We start from the raw sequence: 19,448 nt of genomic DNA, 5'->3' as shown, positions 1-19,448 counted from the left end.
CCTTTTCCTGCTTACCCGTGTCCGAACTACTGCTGCCCAGCGCTGCCGAGCTGCCTCACCGCCACTTTTTACTGCACAAGCCCTACGGCTACCTTAGCCAGTTTACCAGCGAGTTTGCCAAGGAAGTGAAAAAGAAGCACTTTTTGGGCGAGCTGGGCAACTTTCCGCCCGGCACCATGGCCATCGGCCGGCTCGATGAAGACAGTGAAGGCCTGCTGCTGCTCACCACCGATGGCCGCGTGAGCGAGCAGGTGCGCAGCCGTCACATCGAGAAAGAATACTACGCCCAGGTCGATGGCCAGCTCACGCCCGAAGCCATAGAGCGGCTGCGCAACGGCGTCGATATCAGCCTTCACGGCCAGCCTTACCGCACGCTGCCGGGGCAGGCGCGCCTGTTGCCAACCGCCCCCGACCTGCCGCCGCGCGCCCGGCGCATCCGCGATGACCGCCACGGCCCCACCAGCTGGGTGAGTATTGTTCTCACCGAAGGCAAGTACCGGCAGGTACGCAAAATGACCGCCGCCGTGGGCTTCCCAACGCTGCGGCTGGTGCGCGTGCGGGTAGGCGAAACCCTGCTCGGCGACCTTGCGCCGGGCGCCAGCCGGGAGGTTGCGGGTTTTTTCAAAAATTAACGAGTAATTTCGGGACTTATTCCGGTGCGAGGTGGTTCTAACATAGTCTGTTGCTCCCTATATTGGCAGTAGTTTCATGCCGCCCAGCAACCGAAATCCTCATTACCCCCTATGGCCAGAGCGCAAGAAAGTTTCAGTAAGAAAGAAAACGAGAAGAAGCGGCAGAAAAAGCAGCAGGAAAAGGCTGAGCGCCGCGAAGAGCGCCAGGCCAACAAGAAGGACTCGAGCCTCGAAGAGATGTTTGCCTACGTGGACGAAAACGGCAACATTACCTCGACCCCGCCTGACCCGACCCGTAAAAAGAAGGAAATCAATGTGGAGGACATTCTGGTGAATGTGCCCAAGCAGGAAGACCGCGAGCCGGAAGACGTTGTCCGCACCGGCACCGTCACGTTCTTCAACAACTCGAAGGGCTACGGCTTTATCAAGGACGCAGCGAGCCAGGAAAGCATTTTTGTGCATGCCAACGCCCTCAACGGCTTGCAGCTGCTGGAAGGCAATAAAGTAACGTTTGAGGTGGAGCCCGGCCAGAAAGGACCGACCGCCGTGCGCGTGAAAATGAGCGCCTAAACGCAGCTTGCGCTTAGACCACCTACTAAAAAGCGGCCCCGATTCAAGAATCGGGGCCGCTTTTTAGTAGGTAGCAACTCGTTAACGGAGTTGCTAGCCCGGCGAGGCAAATACGAGTCAATACATATGATATTCCATATGTTATAAGCGTGCCTGGCCGGTACCAGCAACGCTTTAGCCTGCGTCCGCCTCTTCGCCTAGCGAAGCCAGGTGGTGCTCGGCTACTTCCACATCATCGGCCGTAACAGCGGCTTTGCCTTTACTCAACTGCTTCATCAGGTAGCTGATGCCCAGTGCCCCGAGGGCGACTCCGGTCACAATTTTTTGGGTAGTGCTCAGCCTGCCAACGCCGGTGGCGGTGCCTTTACTTAGTTTCTTGAGCGACTTGGCGGCCCCTCCGAGCAGTGACTGCTTTTTCTTGGCGGCTTTCCTTTTCTTATCCTTTTTCATAGCAAATTGCGCGTAAATGGCTTGTTACGTATTGAGTACAACTCTAGCAGCAGTATCGGCAAAGCCGGCGGGTGGCACTAGCTAACCCTACTCGCCGCCGACCTTTTTACGGCGGTGTGGGTGCTTCGGGGTTGGCTTTATTGGGCTCTCCTCCTCGGGCTCAGTCAGGGTGGCGGGCGGCGACTGGGCAGTCTTAGTCTCGTCGCCTTCCTGTTGCGACAGGTAGGTGAGGCCCGCGGCCACTAAGGCCAGTCCGCCCACTATCTTCTGGCCCGTACTCAGCTTGCCGATTTGCCTGGTAACCTTGCGGAATTTCTTAATCGACTGCGCCGCAGCATCCATCATATCCTGCGACAGCTCGTCTTTTTTCGAGTGCTTCTTTTTGTCTTTAGGCATCAGGGTATAGCTCAAAACTTGGTGGACGATAAACTCCAGTGGAAATGCCATAGCGAAGTCTGGCCGCGCCGCGCTGCCAATGGACCAGGGTATTCGCAAGGCAAGCCCGGAAGGTTTCCGTCGGCGCAAATCATATTATTGGCCCACAAACAAAATAGCCGTTGCAAGAATACTAAAAGCATTCTTGCTACTGGATGCAATACCTAAAAGCAGGAGTGACCCAGTGACTGCGTCGCCGTTATCGACTGTAGTCACTCCTGATTTTACTTACTACTGCCGAGGCGCAGGGCTACTTCCACGGCTCCTGTCCAGCCTACGCTGAAAGAGTTGTCTTGGTACTCGACCAACTGCTGTCTCAACTCGCACTGCTTTAAAATGTACATGCTCCTACCAGTAATACATTTGACTTCTTAGTAGCCAATAAATCCTAGTTGTTAATTCATGGATAGCGCATTAATTTTAACGCCTGCTTTTTTCGGAATTATTTTCCTGATTCAAGCGCTCACACTTCTTTTTAGCAAAAGAATAATAGACGCTGGCTTTGCAACGCTATTAGCGACGCTCTCTTTTTACGTCGATGTTAAATTTTATTACACCTACTACAACCTGTTTCTACACTTATTATTAATAGGTGGCTGCCTTTTTTATTGGATAAAGAATTATAAGTCATATAAAATTCATAAAAATTTTTCCATTCTAACCATATCGGTAATTAATATTTTTCTATTTTTCACGCCCGACGAAAGTATTTATCAATATTGGCGCAGCTCAGAAATTGAGTGGAGAAAATTAAACTGGTCTGATTTTAGGGAATACCTGCAAAAGACAACGATTCACTTTATGCTGCTTTAACTTCTTCAGGATTAAAGTGGAGAGTTAATAAAGCCTTCAACTATCCGCCCGCTATTGTTGTATCTTACATGGATACAAAAAATTCCTGGAAAAAACCGTGTGTAAACCAAGGTAAAACTAGTGACTCCTTACTTCTTCAACATGAGCAAATTCATTTTGACCTTTACGAGTTAAGTAGAAGGGGGCTTACAAATAAATTACGCTACAGCTGGGGTAATTCCACAGATTCATTAATACATCTTATTAGAGCAGCGGCTAGATTTGCTACTTATGCTGGAAAACAATACGATATTCAGACCGAACATGGGCAAAACCAAGTAACGCAAAGGTTATGGGTTAGCAAGATGAATAAAGCGCTTAGCAACTAAAAGAGTTGAAATACATAGCACTCCGGCACTCCCTTTGTTTTGGCCCCGGGGCAGCTAGAGGCGAATAATGCCATTGTGTGTGGCAACCGGCTCCCACTCGCCGATGACGATACCGATGCGCTTGATTTCCTGCACGAAAGGGTTCCAATCGGTGAACTGCGCGGGCGAGAAGGTAGGCGGCTCGATATCGACGTGCTTGACCAGCGTGCGGGAATAGTCTGGATAGCGCCCCTCCAGCTGGAATTGGTTGAGGTCGAGCGCGACTTTTTCCTGGGCGCCCGTTGGTTGTAAGGTAGTATTCTGCCAGAGTCGCACGATGTTATAGATGCACGGTGGATAGTCGTCCACATTATCCTGCACCCAATGCGCTTTGCTGAGCTTTTCAACTACCAGATGCGCCCAGAACAGGCACTGGACATAGCGACCGGTATTGAACAAGTCCTGTATCGTCAACCAGTCTTCTTTCGCCGTTTCCTTCCAGTACTGAATATGGTCGTGCTTGGTTATAAAGTAAAGTAACGCAAAGCGGCCGAAGCTACGAGAGCTTCGGCCGCTTCAATATATTCAGCAACAGCTTACATATGAATCGCCCGATTTTCCGTGGCGGCCAAACAAGCTTCTTTCATGGCCTCGGCGTAGGTGGGGTGCGAGTGGCTCATGCGGGCCACGTCCTCGGCGGAGGCGCGGAACTCCATGGCGGTCACGGCTTCGGCGATGAGGTCGGCGATGCGCGGGCCAATCATGTGGACGCCCAGGATTTCATCGGTGGTCTTGTCGGCCAGCACCTTCACGAAGCCGTCGGTGTCGCCGCTGGCGCGGGCCCGGCCGCTGGCTTTGAAGGGGAAAGAGCCCACTTTATAGGCCTTGCCCTGCTCCTTGAGCTGCTCTTCGGTGTAGCCTACGCCGGCCACTTCGGGCCAGGTGTACACCACGCCGGGAATTAGCAGGTAGTTGATGTGCGGCTTCTGGCCCACGATGGTTTCGGCCACGAACACGCCTTCTTCCTCGGCCTTGTGGGCCAGCATGGCTCCCCGGATTACATCGCCAATAGCATATATTCCGGGCACGTTGGTCTGCAAATGCTCATCGACCTTGATGCGGCCGCGCTCTTCCATAGCCACGCCGGCGGCTTCGAGGTTGAGGCCAGCGGTGTAGGGCACGCGGCCCACGGCTACCAGGCAGTAGTCTCCCTCAAACCTTACCTCCTCCCCTTTCGGATTGAGGGCGGTTACGGTTACGCTGTCGCCTTCGCGGGTGGCGCCGGTTACCTTGTGGCTCAGGAAAAACTCGATGCCGATTTTGCCCAGCACGCGCTTCAACTCCTTGCCCAGGCCGCGGTCCATAGTCGGAATAAGTGAATCCATGAACTCCACCACCGACACTTTGGCGCCGAGGCGGGCGTAGACGGAGGCCATTTCGAGGCCGATTACGCCGCCGCCAATTACAATCAGGTGCTTGGGCACTTCGCGAATGTTTAGGGCCTCGGTGCTGGTGATAATGCGCTGCTTGTCCTGCTGGATGAACGGCAGCACCGTGGGCTTGGAGCCGGTGGCAATGATGACGTTTTTGGTTTCAATCTGCTGAGCCTCACCGCCCTGGGTGGGCGCGATGCTGATGTGGCTTTTATCGACGAACGAGCCGACGCCTTGCAGCACGTCGATTTTGTTCTTTTTCATCAGGTAAGCGATGCCATCGACGTTGGCCTTCACTACACCAGCCTTGCGGTCAATCATGCGGTTCATGTCCACCGTCAGGTTTTCCAGCCCGATGCCATGCTCGGCAAACACCGAATGAGCGTTGTGGTAGTGCTCGCTGGAGTCGAGCAGGGCCTTACTAGGAATGCAGCCCACGTTGAGGCAGGTGCCGCCCAGGGTCGGATACTTTTCAATAAGCGCCGTTTTCAGGCCTAGCTGAGCGCAGCGAATGGCGGCTACATAGCCACCGGGGCCCGAGCCAATGACGGTCACATCGTACTGATTCATACTCACAAAAAACAGGTGAATGCCGGCCCGCAGCCAACCCCACAAAGATACGTGGACCCAGGGGCCGCCAGCTTCCGGGGCCCGCGCTTTTTGACACTGGCAGCCTAGTCCTGGGGGCGCGGCGTGAGGGCTACGCCGCCGGCTAGCACCAGGGCGTCTTCGCCCGCGCCCACCGTGGAGGTGTTGAGGCCGGTTTTTTCGCTGATATTCTTACGCAGGTAATAGGTGAGGAAGGTAGCGGCCACGGCTCCCAGGCCACCCACCAGCGCGCCTTTCAGGGCGCTGCCGCCCTGGCTCTTGTACCAGGTAGCGCCCACCAGCGCGCCCGAAGCAGCCCGTGTCGAAAGCTGCTGGGGCACAATGCGGTCTTCGGTAGTGGGCAGCTTGTCGCCGACGAGCTCCCCGGCCGTCAGTAGCTTTAACACGCTGGCTACGCCGGGCCGGGCCAGAAAGCGCAGGGGCGAGCTGGCCATGCCAGGGGCCAGGACGCGGTGCGAGAGGTAGTCGGCCAGAAACATGGGGCCGGTGGTGGCTCGGGCGCCGGTGAGGGCGGCCAGGCCCAGCGCGGGCCAGAACTTAGCTGGGCGCGAGGCGGCCCGCGAGGAAGGCTTCTTGGATTGCATGGAAAAGAGAATCGGTGAGAATTTTCGATTCTAACGAAAAGCTAGTCAAAACGGCCACCTGCCGCGCACGCAAAAGCCCGGCCGCTGAGCGGCCGGGCTTTACGCAAGTAAGCAAAGCTGTCGAGGGAGTTAGTTGATGCTAGCCGCGTGCGAGCGGAGTACCTCCCGGGCGATGGCCAGGTTGGTATCGCGCGAGTTCACCACGAGGTAGATAAACTTGGTCCCACCCGGATTGAGCTTGAGCAGGTGCAGCTGGTTGGTGAGCGTGATGAGGATGTCCTCAATCGTTTCGCCTTGCAGCTTGAGCGCGGCCATGGCCTTCTGCTTTTGCTTTACCACCTCCGTATTGTAGGCCGCCGCCGTTTCGGGGTTGATGCTGGGCGTATTGGAGTGCGAGGCCAAGGCCATGCCCGACTGTACATCCACCACGGCCACGGCCATCAGGCTGGGTAGGTCAGTAATAATTGCGTCAATTGCTTGCCCGGCGGGGCTATTCTTAGAGTATGCCATGTTGGCGGAGGGAGGGGGGTAATAGAGAAAGTATTGGATTGGCGTAAAGATTCTTGCTCTTTCAGAGCATCTTCCTGGAGTTTGCGGGCAACTAGCTTACGATAGGTTTTCGCTTTCACTTCGGCGAAAGGGCGCTAGGCGGCACCCACTAAATGTGGCACTTAGAAAAACAGCCAGTGGCGGCGCTTGGGCGCCTTGGGCTGAAGCGTAACGGTGGCGCCGGCTCCGGCCGTGGTGGCGGCTACCTCCTGCTCGGTGTAGCCCCCGTAGCCATACTGGAGGGTGGCGGCGGCATCGGCCGGCAGGCGTAGCGAGTAGTTGCCTTGGGCGTCGGTGCTGGTGCCGTGGGCCGTGCCCTTGCGCAGCACGGTGGCTCCGGCCAGCGGCTGCCCTTTCTCGTTAAGAATACGGCCGTGCACGAGCACCGTGCGGGCGGCCGTGGCGGCGGCCGGCGCTAGCTCGAGGTTAGCCACGGCGGGCAGGGTGCCGGCTACGGGCAGCTTGGTCAGGGGCAGCACGTTGTTGGGGCGGTTGGTGGCAGCCATGCTCACGCCGGCCAGCAGAGCGCCAACCGTTACGAGGCTCAGCGCGCGCCGGCGAAACCGCTGGGGCTGTTCGCGGATGAAGGTGAGCTGCTGCTGCACCCAGCTGGGAGCCGCCGGGGCATCATCGGCCTGCAGCTGGTGCCAGCGCGTGACGGTGGTGTAGGCCTGGTCGGCATCGCGGTGCAGGTAGGCCTCTACAGCCTTGGCCGAGGTGCGGGCGAGGTCGCCGCGCAGGTAGGCATCTCGGTACACAGGCAGGAGCTCGCCAGTTTGCGGGTCGAAGGGAGTAGCCGTGAGCTTCATACGAAAAAAGGTGGGGAAATAAGGTGAAACACTAAACGACCCGCCGACCAGCGAAGCGCCATCAAAAAGCAAAAAACTACCTACAGCAGGCTAGCAGCGTGTTCAGCAAGTTGGCGTGCCAGCGCCAGGTTGGTATCGTGGCTGCCAATGGCCAGAAACAGCGCCTGCTGGCCATCTTCCCGCAGCCGTACCAGGTGCAGCTGGCTGGCTAGGGTTAGCAGCACTTCCTGCAAAGCCTCGCTGGGCTGGGCCTGCCGCAGCAGCTGGGCCTGCCGCAGCAGCTGGGCCTGCCGCACGACGGCCGCTATCGGAGCAGCCAGCACGCTGGGCTGATAGGCCCGCTCGGCCGCGTAGGTAGCCAGCAGCTGGCCGGTGGAGAGGTCAAGTACTGCGGCCAGCAGCAGTTCGGGCAGCTCGGCCAGCAGGTAGCGCAGGGCCGCCGTGGCTGGCGCAGCCGGGGCGCCCCCCGCCGCCACTATCTGCCGGATGGGGGGCTACCCAGGCCAGGCAGGTAGCGCAAAAAAGGAATATTCATAACATGCGGGCAGTAAGCGTCCCGCCGGAGTCGGCCTGACCAACCGGGTCAGGCACGCCCTAAATTAGCTCTACTGCCAAAATTTTAAATAGGATAAAATCTATTTCAACTAAAACACAACTCAGGTGCCACCAAAATTCACTTGTTAGCTTTTAACTATCTAAATGAGCTGACTTGTTGTTACAAAGCTATCATCTGGCCGAGGCCTCAAAAATGACAACCGTCATTTTTTGGCGTGATTTACGTCAAGCCCCGTGGCTAGCAGCCGGCTAAGTAATAGGATAATTTTTATAAATTTTTAAGCCTTGAGCTTTTATATCTTCTTTTGCTAGTCTCTCCGCTAGCCTGCGTGCTTGCGCTGGCTACCGCGCACTAAAAAGCCCACGCCGGGCAGAAAGCCGGGCGTGGGCAGGAATAGCGTGGCAGTGCCCGCCGCTCAGTCGTAGCGGGTAGAGATAGCGAGCAGGCGTGCCGAATCCAAAATCATTATCTGGCTGCCACGCGTGGCGATGATGCCCGCGTCCTTGTAGTCGGTAAGCAGCCGGCTCACGGTTTCCTTGGCCGTACCGACCAGCGCGGCCAGGTCTTCGCGCGAGAAAGCCAGCGTAAACGGCTCGGTGGGCGCGGCTACCGAATCGAAGGTGCGCTGTACTAGCAGCAGGGCTTCGGCCAGGCGCTCGCGCACAGGCTTGTAGGCTAGCCGCAGCATACGCTCTTGGGCTTCGCCGAGGCGGGCGGCCAGCAGCTGGAGCAGGGTATTGGAAAACTGCCGGTTGGATTGAATAAGCCGTAGCACGTCGGGCCGGGGTACGAAGCAGACAATGGACTCTTCGAGCGCCACAGCCGACGTAGCGTAGGCACCGCCCGCCAGCAGCGCCTGAAAGCCCATCACGTCGCCGTGTTGCACCAACTGGGTAATGTGCTCCTTGCCATCGCCGCCCACTTTGCTCACCTTTGCCTTGCCCTGGTGTATGCAGTACATGCCCAGCGCCGGGCTCCCCTGCTGGTAAATGGTCTGGCCCTTCTGGTAGAGCTGCGACGATTTAGTGGTGGTGATAAAATCCAGCTCCTCCGACAGGCAGCAGCCAAGCAACGGGCTTTGGCGGCTAGGGCACGAATGGCAAGTAGGGGAGATAAAACGAGTCATGCTGCGCGGCTATTCAAACACCGTTTCTCTCAAAATTACTACTTGGGCGCGAATTCCCACTACGTATAAATGCGTAGTGGTTAGTAATTTTTTAGTTTTTAGCCCTGTTAATCAGATGATTACAAATAAGCTTATTTATGAAAAAAGGTCGCCCATTTGGGACGACCTTTATAAAATCATATTTTTTATGGATTAAACACCGAGTAGCAGGCGGGTAGGGTCTTCAAGCAGTTCCTTGACGCGCACTAGGAACGAAACCGACTCACGACCGTCAATCACGCGGTGGTCGTAGCTCAGGGCCAGGTACATCATGGGGCGGATTACTACTTGGCCATTTTCGGCCACCGGGCGCTGAATGATGTTGTGCATGCCCAGAATGGCCGACTGCGGCGCGTTGATAATCGGGGTGCTCAGCATCGAGCCGAAGATGCCGCCGTTGGTGATGGTGAACGTACCACCCGTCATCTGCTCAATGGTGAGCTTGTTGTCGCGGGCCAGGCCGGCCAGCCGCACCACTTCCTTCTCAATCCCGTCGAAGCTCAGCTTCTCGGCGTTGCGAATCACTGGCACCACGAGGCCCTTGGGGGCCGAGACGGCAATGCTGATGTCGCAGAAGTCGGAGTACACGATGTCGCCGCCGTCGATGTAGGCGTTCACGGCCGGCCACTCCTGCAAGGCCACGCACACCGCCTTGGTGAAGAACGACATAAAGCCCAGGCCCACGCCGTTTTTCTCCTTGAACTTATCCTTGAATTTGGTACGCAGGTCCATGATAGGCTGCATGTTCACTTCATTGAAGGTGGTGAGCATGGCCGTCTCGTTCTTTACCGACACGAGGCGACGGGCTACGGTTTTGCGCAGATTGCTCATGCGTTCACGGCGCTGGCCGCGCTCACCGGCCGGGGCAACCGGCACCGACTGGCTGGCAGCCGGGGCGGGCGTAGCCGCCGGAGCCGGTGCGGCAGCCGGCTTAGCCTGGGCGTTCTGGGCGTCTTCCTTCGTGATACGGCCGTCGCGGCCCGAGCCGGCTACGTCGGCCGGGCTGATACCTTTCTCGCCCAGGATTTTGCCGGCAGCCGGCGAGGGCACGCCCGTGGCGTAGGTGCTGGCTCCGCCGCCAGTAGCCAGCGCGGCAGCCGGGGCTGGAGCGGCTGGGGCACTGGCCGCCGGAGCCGGCGCAGCGCTGGCCGCGCCGCTACCGCCTTCAATGCGGGCAATGATGGTGCCGATGCCGATAGTTTCGCCTTCCTTCACGGCGTGGCGCAGCGTACCGGTGCCCTCAGCGGGCAGCTCGAAGGTGGCTTTGTCCGATTCCAGCTCGGCAATTACCTCGTCGCGGCTTACCTGGGCGCCGTCGGGCTTCAGCCACTTGGCTACCGTTACTTCGGTGATGGATTCGCCTACGGCGGGGATTTTCATCTCTACCGTGCCACCGCTGCCAGTGGGGGCGCCGGGCGTGGCCGGGCTGCTATCGGCGCGGTCGGCGGGTGTACCGCCGTAGCCGGCCTGGTCGCTGGCCTGGGCATTTTCCTCGCCTTTGTTCAGTGGGTCGGCCGCCGTAGCGGCGGACGAGGCGGGCGCCGGGGCCGCCTGGCCGTTGGCGGCCGCCGCGCCGTCTAGCTCGGCGATGACCGTACCGATACCAATTGTCTCGCCCTCGGCCACGCGAATCTTAAGCGTGCCATCGGCCTCGGCGGGCAGCTCAAACGTGGCCTTGTCCGACTCCAGTTCGGCGATAACTTCGTCGCGCTTCACGGCCTCGCCGTCTTTCTTGAGCCACTTGGCAATGGTGACTTCGGTGATGGATTCGCCGACGGCGGGGATTTTGATTTCGGTGGGCATGAGCAACGGGTGGAAGATTGAGCGTCTAGGTAAATTAAGTTAAAAATGCTTGCGCCAGCGGGCGCAGCTTAGCACGAAAGCGGTCAGCCATCGCCAGCAGGTCGGCCGAGGAATGGCTAGGCGCGTCGTCGGTCTCGTAGCGCAGCTCCACGGCAAATTCATTGAGCGTCACAGCATCAGCGAGGTCTTGGGGCGTAAAGCGCCCTATACCTACCTGCTCCAGCGACACAAGCAAGCGGGTAAGGTCGTGGGTAAAGGGAGCCGGCAAGCCTGAAGCTACCAGCGCCGCTTTGAGATACTTTTCAACTGCCTGTTGGCAATGAAAGCCGATACCTTCGTAATACTGTGGGCCGTTTTGCAGGAGGGTGTCTGCCATGCCCATGTCGCGGTCTGCGGTGAGCAGCGACATGGCTACGCGTTTTTGTTCGGGCGTACTAGGCTGCATATAGTAACCGGCCTTGTTGCTCGGCAATGGTTTCTACCGATTGAAATATGCCAGCCGCCCGCTCCATCTCGGCGGGTGTACGAATCAGAATGTCCATCGGCGGCACATCGGCATACCATAGTAGCTGCCGAACCGCAATAGCTCGCTCCGCTCGCTTCGCCTCCGCTTTCTCCTTGATAATGAGCAAATCCAGGTCGCTATGCTCCGTCGGCTCGCCGTAGGCATACGAGCCGAACAGGATAATCCTGTCTGGCGCGTAGCCTTCGACGATGCGGCGCACCACGACTTGGATTTGCTCTTCGGTTATCATGGACCGCAGATTTAACTGATTTAACTGATTTCGGGGACACGCCCGCTGCGCGGGCTGGCTAGTCGGTTATGGCTTTTTCGGCGGCTTTGGTTTCGGATTTGATTTGCTGCTCGGCTACGGCTTCCCTGGGCTTGTCGAAGGCGCGGGCTACGATTTCTTTTTGCTCCTTTACGTGTACTTTGTTGTAGCCGGTAGCGGGCGAGGCCGAGGGCTTGCGGGCCACCACGTCCTCCAGCTCGCGGCGCATAAAGCGCAGCAGGTAGTTCCAGTAGCCCATGTTCTCGGGCTCTTCCTGCACCCAATATATCTTGGCTTTTGGATATTTGGCCAGCTCCGCGTCGAGCTGCTTTTTGGGGAAGGGGTGCAGCTGCTCGAGGCGCACGATGGCCACATCCTTGCGGTCGGCCTGCCGCTGCTCTTCTAGCAGGTCGTAGTACACCTTACCCGAGCACAGCAGCACTTTCTTCACCTTCTTGGCCTCAGCAAAACCATCGCCGAGCACCTCCTGGAAACGACCGCTCGTGAAATCTTCAATGGGCGATACGCACAGCGGGTTGCGCAGCATCGACTTGGGCGACATCACCACCAGCGGCTTGCGGAAGCTCCACGTCAGCTGCCGGCGCAGAGCGTGGAAAAAGTTGGCCGGCGTCGTGATGTTGGCCACTACGATGTTGTTCTCGGCCGCCAATTGCAGGAAGCGCTCGGGGCGGGCGTTGGAGTGCTCGGGCCCTGGCCTTCGTAGCCGTGGGGCAGCAGCATCACCAGGCCATTCATGCGCTGCCACTTGCTCTCGCTGCTCACCACAAACTGGTCAATCATGGTTTGCGCGCCGTTGGCGAAGTCGCCAAACTGCGCTTCCCACACCACCAGCGCGGTGGGGTTGGCCATGCCGTAGCCAAACTCGAAGCCCAGCACGGCGTACTCGCTCAGCAGCGAGTTGAAGATGCACAGCTGCTCGTGCTCGCCGCTCATGGCATTCAGCGAGTTGTAGGGCGCGGAAGTCTCCGCGTCGTGCAGCACCGCGTGGCGGTGCGAGAACGTGCCGCGCTGCACATCCTGGCCGCTCACGCGCACAATGTGCTTTTCGGTTAGCAGCGAGCCGTAAGCCAGCAGCTCACCGGCCGCCCAGTTGAGCACCCGCGTTTCGTAGAACATCTTACGGCGCTCCTTCAGCAGGTTATCAATCTGCTTGATGGGCCGGAAATTCTCCGGAATAGTCGTCAGCGCTTGCGCCACGCGCTCCACCGTTTCGGCCGAGATGCCGGTTTCCGGCGACTGGTCGAAGTCCTCATTGGTGCTGCGGCGCAGGGTGCGCCACTCGTTTTCGAGCGCCTGGTACTTATACGGCAGCGGCTGCTGCTTCACCTGGTCGAGACGGGCCTGCAGGGTGTCGCGGAACTCGCGGTCCATCTGGTTGGCCAGCTCGGCATCCACGTCGCCGCGCTTCACGAGCGTGGCGTTGTACACCTCGCGCGGGTTGGGGTGCTTGGAGATAACGTTGTAGAGCGTGGGCTGGGTGAACTTGGGCTCGTCCGACTCGTTGTGGCCGTGGCGACGGTAGCACACCATATCAATGAAGATGTCGGCGTGAAACTGCTGGCGGTACTCGGTAGCGAGCCGCACCGCAAACACCACCGCCTCGGGGTCGTCGCCGTTGACGTGAATCACGGGCGCGTCGATAATCTTGGCCAGGTCGGTACTGTAGATGGAAGAGCGGGCATCCTCAAAGTCAGTAGTAAAACCAACCTGGTTGTTAATCACGAAGTGAATGGTGCCGCCCGTTTTGTAGCCTTCGAGCTGCGACATCTGCGTCACCTCGTAGCCGATGCCCTGGCCGGCCAGCGCCGCGTCGCCGTGGATGAGAATGGGTAGAATCTGGTGGTAGTCGCCGCCGTACTGGTGCTCAATCTTGGCCCGCACGAAGCCTTCCACTACTGGGTTCACCGCTTCTAGGTGCGAGGGGTTGGGCGCCAGCTTCAGATTCACTTTCTGACCGTTCATCGCCTCCACTTCCGACGAGTAGCCCATGTGGTACTTCACGTCGCCGTCGCCCATCGTGAGGTCGGGCGTGGCCGTGCCCTCAAACTCCGAGAAAATCTGCTCATAGGTCTTGCCCATGATGTTGGCCAGCACGTTCAGGCGACCGCGGTGGGCCATGCCAATCATCACTTCCTTCACGCCCAGCTCGGCCCCGCGATTGATGATGGCATCAAGGGCCGGAATGGTCGTTTCACCGCCCTCCAATGAGAAGCGCTTCTGGCCCAAAAACTTGGTATGCAGGAAGTTTTCGAAGACTACTGCTTCGTTCAACTTCTTGAGAATACGCTTCTTGTACTCCACATCGGGGTTGAAGGCCAGCGCGTCGTGCTCGGTTTTCTGCTGAAACCAGTCGAGCACCTGCGGGTCGCGGATGTAGGTGTACTCAAAGCCCACCGTGCCGGCGTAGATGCTCGTGAGCGCCGCCACAATCTCGCGTAGGGTAGCGCCCTGGCCCAGCCCCAGGTCTTCGCCTTGACGAAACTTTACATCCAAATCGCTGTCGCTCAAGCCAAAATCGGCCAGATTCAGGCGAGCCTGGCGGTCTTTGCGCTCGCGCACCGGGTTGGTTTTGGCGCGCAGGTGGCCCCGGCTGCGGAAGGCATGGATAAGGTTGCGCACTGCCGTTTCCTTATCGCCGGCCACGGCGCCCTGGGCCAGGCCCGGAGCATTATTGGTGGAGGCGTTGGTATTGAGCACCCCATAGTCGTCGGGCTGCGGCACGGGGCCGGGCGCGGGCGAAGCGGCAGTTTTGGGTGCGCTGCCGTTGGTAGATGTCGCGCCGTTGGTAGCGGCGCCGGGCACTACAGGCGCACCTTCCGGAAACTGCTGCGAGAAGTCGAATCCTTCAAAGAACTTCCGCCAGCCAAAATCGACAGACTCGGGGTTGTTTCGGTACGCCTGATAGAGCGTTTCGATGGCCGCCGCGTCAGCGTTGGCAATGTAGGTGTAGGTATCCATGGCGGGAATCTGAAAGGACGACTAAGTCGATGCAAAAGTAAAGTAGCTGACAATAACCCTAAAACCTACATTCGACTACACAAATTTGTTTGTTAATCAAACGGATAAACTGCCAAAGGTTATTCTCCCTTTACTTGGATTGCCAATTTAGTCAACCCGGCCTGCATTCAGGTCTGCGGGCAACTGGCTTGCCTCAGAAATAGGCCCGGTTGGAATTGCTAAAAATGTCGGCTTTTTTAATTAAACGCCCTCGGACTTTGCCGGCGAAGTGGTGGTACTATTTTGCCAAATACCCGCGCCTGCGGACGCTCACGGCGAGCCCGATAGGACAATTTATTTTTCTGTAACAATTGCATGTGGCTCATCGTTAATGTCTTTCTGCCCAATCGGCAGCGTTTAAAGAATGCTCATCCCGCCGGGCTAAAGTGGCGGCAAAATCAATCGTTATTCGATGGATAATGCTAAAATTATAGTCAACGTTTTGTTAGCGGCCGTGACGCTTCATGCCTCACACCATCACACTAAAACGAGTGCCAAGGTGCATAGTGTGGCCACCTTTCTCACTACCGAGGGTCATCGGCGCATGCTCATGCCCCGCACAGCCCAAAAGCGGACCCGCCTGGCCCGTCCGCTCACTTATACCGTCACGGCTACCGCTTATCAGGCTGAAGTGGGCCAGACTGACGACGAGCCCTTTATAACGGCCGACAACTCGCGCATTAAGCCCCGCTACAGCAGCAAAATGCGCTGGATGGCCCTCTCCCACGACCTGCTGGCGCGCTGGGGCGGCCAGTTTCAATACGGCGACAAGGTGCAGGTCAAGGGCATATCGCCGGAGCTAGACGGAATATATACTATTCACGATACGATGAACCGGCGGCATCGCCACTGCATGGATATCCTGACGCACCGCCGCGAAAAGCTGGATATCTTCACGAAAAACGTTAAAATTCAGCTTGCTTACCGGCCCCCGGCAGCAAGGCCATCTTCCACTATCCCAGACCGGGCCGCCGACAAGCCAATGGCCGGCCTCAGGCTTCGGGGAAGCATAAGACCGGCCAGAATCAGTTCTCGCCGCGGGCAGATTTTCAAAGAAAAACCCGATTACTATTTCGCCAGCGCCATCTTGTAGATGCGGAACGGCTCGCGAGGCTGCCCTACACCCTTGTTCCAGTGCGGCGTTTTGTGGATAGCCGACGTGGTAAAGTAGATAGTATTACCGTCGGGGTCCCAGCTAAACGTATCAGGCCATTCGAGGCGGGCTTCTTTTACGACAGTCTCAATTTTGCCGGCGGGCGTGCGGCGCAAAATCTCCCCGTTTTCGAAGCCGGTCAGGTAAAGATTATTCTTGCTATCGATTTCCATGCCATCGCAGGCGGGCGCATCACCCAGCTTCTCAACCTGGGCCGACAGCTGAGCTTCGCTCAGGGCAGCGTTGCGCAGGGCCGCCGTTTTGATACGATAGAGCGAATGGCCCGATAAAGCGCGATAATAGAGGTACTGGTTGTCGGTGCTTAGGGCAATGCCATCGGCCTTAAACTGGCCGGGCTTACCCTGCGGATCGTACAGCGCCTTGCCCTGGGCCTTGGTAATAAAGCCTTTATCGGGCAGGGTAGAAGGCTGCTTAGCCAGCAGCTGCCGCGATTTTGTGGTTTTCAAATCGACCACTACCAGCGCGCCCGTACCCGAATCGGTGAGATAGGCGTAGTTATTTTGCAGGTCGATGCGCACATCATTGAGATACGAGCGGCGCGGGGCCACACTTTCGGGGAAGAGAATAGTCTGGAGAACCTGGCCGGTTTTGGGGTCAGTTTTGACCAGCTTGGGGCCGCCGGGCACCGTAAACTTGAGGCCGGGCGCGGCGGGGTCTACTATCCATAGCATACCCTGCTTATCGACATAGCCGGCCTGCGGGCAAATCCAGTGTTTCTGGGGCTCGGCTTTTACCGAGTCGTTCCACATGCACCAGCCGGCATCGGGGTAAGGCGTGAGCGAATTATGGGCCCCGACCAGCGCCACCGGAAACGTCGGGTTATAATCCCAGCGCGGCGAAATGGCGAAGACCTTGCCGCCCGGCGCCACCGCTACGCCCGTCACCTGCGGGTCGGTGAATTCGGCCACTACGGTCAGGGGTGAGCCGGCCGGCGCGGAGGCGGGCACATGGGTAGCCGTCGAGTCGGCCGGAATGGTGCCGCGCGGCCGGTCGGCCTGGGCGGTGCCGCCCGAGTTGCAGCCGCCCAGCAGCAAGCCCAGCGCCGCCACCGCAACTGGCGCAACGGCGGACAGAGAACTTCTCTTCTTCATATAGCAAAAAGTTAATAGACAAAACCCCGGCTCCACGCGCGGGGCCGGGGTTAGCATACGGGCGGGTTGGGGCGGCTGTTTGGCTGGCCGGAAAGTTATAGCCTGCGCAACCGCCTCCTTGCTTAGCCTTTGTAGGTCAGCACTACCAGCTGCTCGGCGGCTTGGGCGGCCGACTGCGGGCCCCGGCGGCATCGTAGAGCAAGCTCAGCGGCTGAAACGGGTTGCGCAGAATAAGCTCTTCAGTGAGCCCCCAGCGGTGCCAGAGGCCAGTGAGCGTATGGCCATAGGCGAGGTTTTCCCAGGGGCTGAAGATGGTTGAGGTTACGTCGTCGATTAGCGCATCGAGCACCAGCTCAGCGCCGGGCGCGTCGGCGGGCGTGGGGCGGCGCGGATAAATATCGGGCACCACGCCTAGCAGGTAGGCTGCGTAATACGTCCGGGCCTTAAACTCCGCCAGCTGAGCCGGGTGCAGGGGGCGCTGTGCATCGGCAATTACCTGGCGCATGGCTTTGCCAATAAGGCCAATATCAATGAGCGTGGCCACGACCACCGCATTACCCATTTTTATACTGAAAACCAGCGTATTGAGGTCGTCATCGTACTCAAACACCGGCGCGTCGTAAGCGGCATCGACCTCAAGTACCACTACGGAGCCCGGCACAAAATCGGCGTAGTCGGTAGGAACGCGCAGGCCTTGCAGCAGCTGAAAAAACGTGCGGAAGCGCTGCACCAGCTGTGCATTTTCCGCCAGTGGGTACTGGGGCTTGATAAGTGGCTCCTGCTGCTGAAGCAGCTCGGTAACAAAGATGCCGTAGAATATTTTGCCTACCCACTGCCATAGCTGGGCGGGCGGCAGGGCCCGCAGCGCGGCCGGGCCGGCCAGGGCTGCGGCTTGCACGCTGGCCTCCAGCGCAGCGAGGCGTGGATGCAGCGCGGGCACAAGCGGCAGGCGCAGGGCTGCGTAGGTAGTCTGGCTCTGGTCGAGCAGGTAAATGGGGCGGTCGGCCAGGCCATAAGCAGCTTGCAGCCACTCCGGGAATACCGCGATAGTATCGTGGGGCTCAACGGGCTGGCCGGTAAGAAAGCAGCGACCAAGGCCAAACTGCATTCCCTCAAAAGGGTCGTAAAGGGTAATCATAGCGAGGCAACTTGCGCCGGCAAAGGTCGGGAGGCAACGACCAACCCGTGCGGCGGCCCGCCAAAATCTCAGCGCGAGAGCAGGTTGCTGGCTTTGATAAGTACTTTGCTCAGGTTATGCAGCGCGCCGGAGTAGCCGTTGGCCGACTCGTCGGCTACCTTGGCGGCCTCGGCACCCAGGCTGGCCAGAATTTCGGCAAGCTCGTGGCCCTGAGTAGTGGAAGAAGTAAGCGCTTCGCGCAATAACCCGATTTCCTGCTTAATCTTGGCCAAGCCCGGACGGTCGCTGGCGGCCAGCACGGTTTCCCAGCGCTCCAGCTCCCGCAGGCCGGAGGCGCCATCGGCATTGGGCAGGCCCTGGCCGAGCAGGTTAAGCGTATCGGTGAGTAGAGCCGTGCTCTGCTCATCGCTGACGTGTAGTTGAATTTCGGGGGCCGCAGTGGTGCGGGGAGTTGAGGCAGTAGAGTCCATGAGTGGCAAGGAATAGATTAGCTGGCTATACTAGGCCCGCCGCAAAAAAGTTGGTCGGGGGCATGCCCTAACAAAGGCAGGTTACCTTGCGACAGCCAATCCAATTAAGGATATGGGCTTCTTTTTTTCTTAACTCCTTACTCATGAAGACTTCTCAGCTTTTGCTCCTGGCCGCTGGCCTGGCTTGCAGCGTGGCCGCCTGCACTCCCAACGACAAAACCACTACCACCGACTCGACTACCGATAACGCGGCCGCAGCGGCCGATACGGCTGGCGCTCATCAGCAGCTAGCCCAGGATAAGGCCGGCGTTAGGCTCGACAGCGCCGGCACGCAGCCAACCGACCACGCCGGCGCGGCCAACTCCACCACGAATGGCGCGCCGGCTCAAGCAAAATAATATATTTAAAATATAATTATTTTTAAACAATGCCTGGCAGCGAATCCATCTTTGGCAAGGCATCGTATCCGGGCTTACCGGCGCGCTCAGCTACCTATCCGCTCCCCTGGGCCTGCGCTTCGGCCAGCCTGGCGGGGCTCTAAAAACGGCATTTCTTCCTCTTTTTTATCCCCGCATGAAACATTCGCTGAATACTTTGCTTGTCGCGGCGGTGGCATTGAGCTTCACTGCCTGCTCGACCGAGACTACCAAGACCACCAGCGCCGATGGCACCACTACGACAACCACCGAAGTAATTCCTCCCAGCGCCGATGCCGTGGGCAGCAAGCTGGACGCGGCTGCCAACAAGCTGAATGCCGCCGGGGAGAAAATCGGGGAGAAACTGGACGAGGCCGGCACCAAGCTTGATGCCGCTGCGGCCCGCGCCCAGGTGAAAGCCAAAGAGGCCGGAGCCCGAATAGATGCCAAGCTGAATGCCAGCGACCAGCGGGTCGATGACAGGGACCATACCGCTGCCGGGTTGGCCCGCGAAAAAAGGGCCAACAGGCAGGAAGCGGCCAAAAAGTAGGGCTGTTGGAACTGCGCCTGAGCCCGCGCCGCCCGGCGCGGGCTTTTTTGCGAAGTGGTGAGC

General features: G+C 58.5%; 20 protein-coding genes and 1 pseudogene. 5 read left to right on the top strand and 16 right to left on the bottom strand.

What is annotated here, in order from left to right; translation table 11 throughout:
* The first annotated feature begins 17 nt into the window (after nucleotides 1-17).
* Complete coding sequence (locus GKZ67_RS18540) at nucleotides 18-632, top strand: pseudouridine synthase (RefSeq protein WP_254244930.1); 615 nt, start codon at nucleotides 18-20, stop codon at nucleotides 630-632.
* Between the two features lie 111 nt (nucleotides 633-743).
* Entirely contained in the window at nucleotides 744-1,202 is a 459-nt protein-coding gene (locus tag GKZ67_RS18535; protein ID WP_151086800.1) for a cold-shock protein, read from the top strand.
* Between the two features lie 174 nt (nucleotides 1,203-1,376).
* Here GKZ67_RS18535 and GKZ67_RS18530 read toward each other — a convergent pair whose 3' ends face one another.
* From GKZ67_RS18530 to GKZ67_RS18470, 13 genes and pseudogenes are all read right to left on the bottom strand, one after another.
* Nucleotides 1,377-1,652, bottom strand: coding sequence for a hypothetical protein (locus GKZ67_RS18530; RefSeq protein ID WP_173245368.1), 276 nt, complete (start codon nucleotides 1,650-1,652; stop codon nucleotides 1,377-1,379).
* A gap of 87 nt (nucleotides 1,653-1,739) precedes the next feature.
* Nucleotides 1,740-2,048 (bottom strand): hypothetical protein, encoded by a 309-nt coding sequence (locus GKZ67_RS18525; RefSeq protein WP_173245365.1) that lies wholly within the window; start codon nucleotides 2,046-2,048, stop codon nucleotides 1,740-1,742.
* Between the two features lie 1,274 nt (nucleotides 2,049-3,322).
* A complete protein-coding gene (locus GKZ67_RS18520; protein WP_254244929.1) occupies nucleotides 3,323-3,706 on the bottom strand; it encodes a HEPN domain-containing protein in 384 nt (127 codons plus the stop codon).
* 137 nt (nucleotides 3,707-3,843) lie between these two features.
* Entirely contained in the window at nucleotides 3,844-5,250 is a 1,407-nt protein-coding gene (lpdA, locus tag GKZ67_RS18515) for a dihydrolipoyl dehydrogenase (RefSeq protein WP_173245358.1), read from the bottom strand.
* Nucleotides 5,251-5,354: 104 nt separating this feature from the next.
* Nucleotides 5,355-5,873: a DUF4126 family protein gene (locus GKZ67_RS18510; protein WP_173245355.1), complete on the bottom strand. Its 519-nt coding sequence runs from the start codon at nucleotides 5,871-5,873 to the stop codon at nucleotides 5,355-5,357.
* A gap of 129 nt (nucleotides 5,874-6,002) precedes the next feature.
* The gene (locus GKZ67_RS18505; protein ID WP_173245352.1) at nucleotides 6,003-6,383 is read right to left on the bottom strand and encodes a hypothetical protein; all 381 of its coding nucleotides are present in this window, start codon (nucleotides 6,381-6,383) and stop codon (nucleotides 6,003-6,005) included.
* A 161-nt stretch (nucleotides 6,384-6,544) separates the two neighbouring features.
* The gene (locus GKZ67_RS18500) at nucleotides 6,545-7,231 is read right to left on the bottom strand and encodes a carboxypeptidase-like regulatory domain-containing protein (protein ID WP_173245349.1); all 687 of its coding nucleotides are present in this window, start codon (nucleotides 7,229-7,231) and stop codon (nucleotides 6,545-6,547) included.
* Nucleotides 7,232-7,311: 80 nt separating this feature from the next.
* Complete coding sequence (locus GKZ67_RS18495; protein ID WP_173245346.1) at nucleotides 7,312-7,707, bottom strand: hypothetical protein; 396 nt, start codon at nucleotides 7,705-7,707, stop codon at nucleotides 7,312-7,314.
* Between the two features lie 495 nt (nucleotides 7,708-8,202).
* Nucleotides 8,203-8,913 (bottom strand): Crp/Fnr family transcriptional regulator, encoded by a 711-nt coding sequence (locus GKZ67_RS18490; protein WP_173245342.1) that lies wholly within the window; start codon nucleotides 8,911-8,913, stop codon nucleotides 8,203-8,205.
* A 192-nt stretch (nucleotides 8,914-9,105) separates the two neighbouring features.
* Nucleotides 9,106-10,755 carry a 2-oxoglutarate dehydrogenase complex dihydrolipoyllysine-residue succinyltransferase gene (odhB, locus tag GKZ67_RS18485; protein ID WP_173245339.1) on the bottom strand — a complete coding sequence of 550 codons (1,650 nt, stop codon included), beginning with the start codon at nucleotides 10,753-10,755 and terminating at the stop codon, nucleotides 9,106-9,108.
* A 34-nt stretch (nucleotides 10,756-10,789) separates the two neighbouring features.
* Nucleotides 10,790-11,200, bottom strand: a complete 411-nt coding sequence (locus GKZ67_RS18480; protein ID WP_217278623.1) for a HEPN domain-containing protein — start codon at nucleotides 11,198-11,200, stop codon at nucleotides 10,790-10,792.
* Nucleotides 11,190-11,510, bottom strand: coding sequence for a nucleotidyltransferase domain-containing protein (locus tag GKZ67_RS18475; protein WP_173245336.1), 321 nt, complete (start codon nucleotides 11,508-11,510; stop codon nucleotides 11,190-11,192). The genes GKZ67_RS18480 and GKZ67_RS18475 overlap by 11 nt, the downstream gene beginning before the upstream one ends.
* Nucleotides 11,511-11,568: 58 nt before the next feature.
* Nucleotides 11,569-14,507: pseudogene (locus GKZ67_RS18470) on the bottom strand (2-oxoglutarate dehydrogenase E1 component).
* 547 nt (nucleotides 14,508-15,054) lie between these two features.
* Between GKZ67_RS18470 and GKZ67_RS18465 the strand changes: the two are divergent.
* Nucleotides 15,055-15,639, top strand: coding sequence for a hypothetical protein (locus GKZ67_RS18465; RefSeq protein ID WP_173245333.1), 585 nt, complete (start codon nucleotides 15,055-15,057; stop codon nucleotides 15,637-15,639).
* Here GKZ67_RS18465 and GKZ67_RS18460 read toward each other — a convergent pair.
* From GKZ67_RS18460 to GKZ67_RS18450, 3 genes are all read right to left on the bottom strand, one after another.
* Nucleotides 15,615-16,811: an SMP-30/gluconolactonase/LRE family protein gene (locus tag GKZ67_RS18460; protein ID WP_173245330.1), complete on the bottom strand. Its 1,197-nt coding sequence runs from the start codon at nucleotides 16,809-16,811 to the stop codon at nucleotides 15,615-15,617. The two genes, GKZ67_RS18465 and GKZ67_RS18460, sit on opposite strands and share 25 nt — an antisense overlap.
* Before the next feature lie 142 nt (nucleotides 16,812-16,953).
* Nucleotides 16,954-17,949 carry a hypothetical protein gene (locus GKZ67_RS18455; protein ID WP_173245327.1) on the bottom strand — a complete coding sequence of 332 codons (996 nt, stop codon included), beginning with the start codon at nucleotides 17,947-17,949 and terminating at the stop codon, nucleotides 16,954-16,956.
* A 68-nt stretch (nucleotides 17,950-18,017) separates the two neighbouring features.
* Nucleotides 18,018-18,419 (bottom strand): hypothetical protein, encoded by a 402-nt coding sequence (locus tag GKZ67_RS18450; protein ID WP_173245324.1) that lies wholly within the window; start codon nucleotides 18,417-18,419, stop codon nucleotides 18,018-18,020.
* Nucleotides 18,420-18,562: 143 nt separating this feature from the next.
* On the opposite strand from GKZ67_RS18450, the gene GKZ67_RS18445 reads away from it, so the two are divergent.
* Both GKZ67_RS18445 and GKZ67_RS18440 read left to right on the top strand, forming a co-directional pair.
* On the top strand, nucleotides 18,563-18,817 hold the full coding sequence (locus GKZ67_RS18445) for a hypothetical protein (protein ID WP_173245321.1): 255 nt from the start codon (nucleotides 18,563-18,565) through the stop codon (nucleotides 18,815-18,817).
* Between the two features lie 175 nt (nucleotides 18,818-18,992).
* Complete coding sequence (locus tag GKZ67_RS18440) at nucleotides 18,993-19,385, top strand: hypothetical protein (RefSeq protein ID WP_173245319.1); 393 nt, start codon at nucleotides 18,993-18,995, stop codon at nucleotides 19,383-19,385.
* The last annotated feature ends 63 nt before the right edge of the window (nucleotides 19,386-19,448 follow it).

Source organism: Hymenobacter sp. BRD67 (assembly GCF_013256425.1).
Classification (GTDB): Bacteria; Bacteroidota; Bacteroidia; order Cytophagales; family Hymenobacteraceae; genus Hymenobacter.
The sequence above is the reverse complement of the archived record's forward strand: the minus strand, read 5'-3'. Positions and strand labels throughout refer to the sequence as shown.

What these genes read in the sequence shown, in the direction of transcription:
- GKZ67_RS18535 (WP_151086800.1), top strand. Translation starts at nt 744, where the DNA reads ATGGCCAGAGCGCAAGAAAGTTTCAGTAAGAAAGAAAACGAGAAGAAG.
- GKZ67_RS18530 (WP_173245368.1), bottom strand. Translation starts at nt 1,652, where the DNA reads ATGAAAAAGGATAAGAAAAGGAAAGCCGCCAAGAAAAAGCAGTCACTG.
- GKZ67_RS18525 (WP_173245365.1), bottom strand. Translation starts at nt 2,048, where the DNA reads ATGCCTAAAGACAAAAAGAAGCACTCGAAAAAAGACGAGCTGTCGCAG.
- lpdA (WP_173245358.1), bottom strand. Translation starts at nt 5,250, where the DNA reads ATGAATCAGTACGATGTGACCGTCATTGGCTCGGGCCCCGGTGGCTAT.
- GKZ67_RS18510 (WP_173245355.1), bottom strand. Translation starts at nt 5,873, where the DNA reads ATGCAATCCAAGAAGCCTTCCTCGCGGGCCGCCTCGCGCCCAGCTAAG.
- GKZ67_RS18505 (WP_173245352.1), bottom strand. Translation starts at nt 6,383, where the DNA reads ATGGCATACTCTAAGAATAGCCCCGCCGGGCAAGCAATTGACGCAATT.
- GKZ67_RS18500 (WP_173245349.1), bottom strand. Translation starts at nt 7,231, where the DNA reads ATGAAGCTCACGGCTACTCCCTTCGACCCGCAAACTGGCGAGCTCCTG.
- GKZ67_RS18490 (WP_173245342.1), bottom strand. Translation starts at nt 8,913, where the DNA reads ATGACTCGTTTTATCTCCCCTACTTGCCATTCGTGCCCTAGCCGCCAA.
- odhB (WP_173245339.1), bottom strand. Translation starts at nt 10,755, where the DNA reads ATGCCCACCGAAATCAAAATCCCCGCCGTCGGCGAATCCATCACCGAA.
- GKZ67_RS18480 (WP_217278623.1), bottom strand. Translation starts at nt 11,200, where the DNA reads ATGCAGCCTAGTACGCCCGAACAAAAACGCGTAGCCATGTCGCTGCTC.
- GKZ67_RS18475 (WP_173245336.1), bottom strand. Translation starts at nt 11,510, where the DNA reads ATGATAACCGAAGAGCAAATCCAAGTCGTGGTGCGCCGCATCGTCGAA.
- GKZ67_RS18460 (WP_173245330.1), bottom strand. Translation starts at nt 16,811, where the DNA reads ATGAAGAAGAGAAGTTCTCTGTCCGCCGTTGCGCCAGTTGCGGTGGCG.
- GKZ67_RS18455 (WP_173245327.1), bottom strand. Translation starts at nt 17,949, where the DNA reads ATGATTACCCTTTACGACCCTTTTGAGGGAATGCAGTTTGGCCTTGGT.
- GKZ67_RS18450 (WP_173245324.1), bottom strand. Translation starts at nt 18,419, where the DNA reads ATGGACTCTACTGCCTCAACTCCCCGCACCACTGCGGCCCCCGAAATT.
- GKZ67_RS18445 (WP_173245321.1), top strand. Translation starts at nt 18,563, where the DNA reads ATGAAGACTTCTCAGCTTTTGCTCCTGGCCGCTGGCCTGGCTTGCAGC.
- GKZ67_RS18440 (WP_173245319.1), top strand. Translation starts at nt 18,993, where the DNA reads ATGAAACATTCGCTGAATACTTTGCTTGTCGCGGCGGTGGCATTGAGC.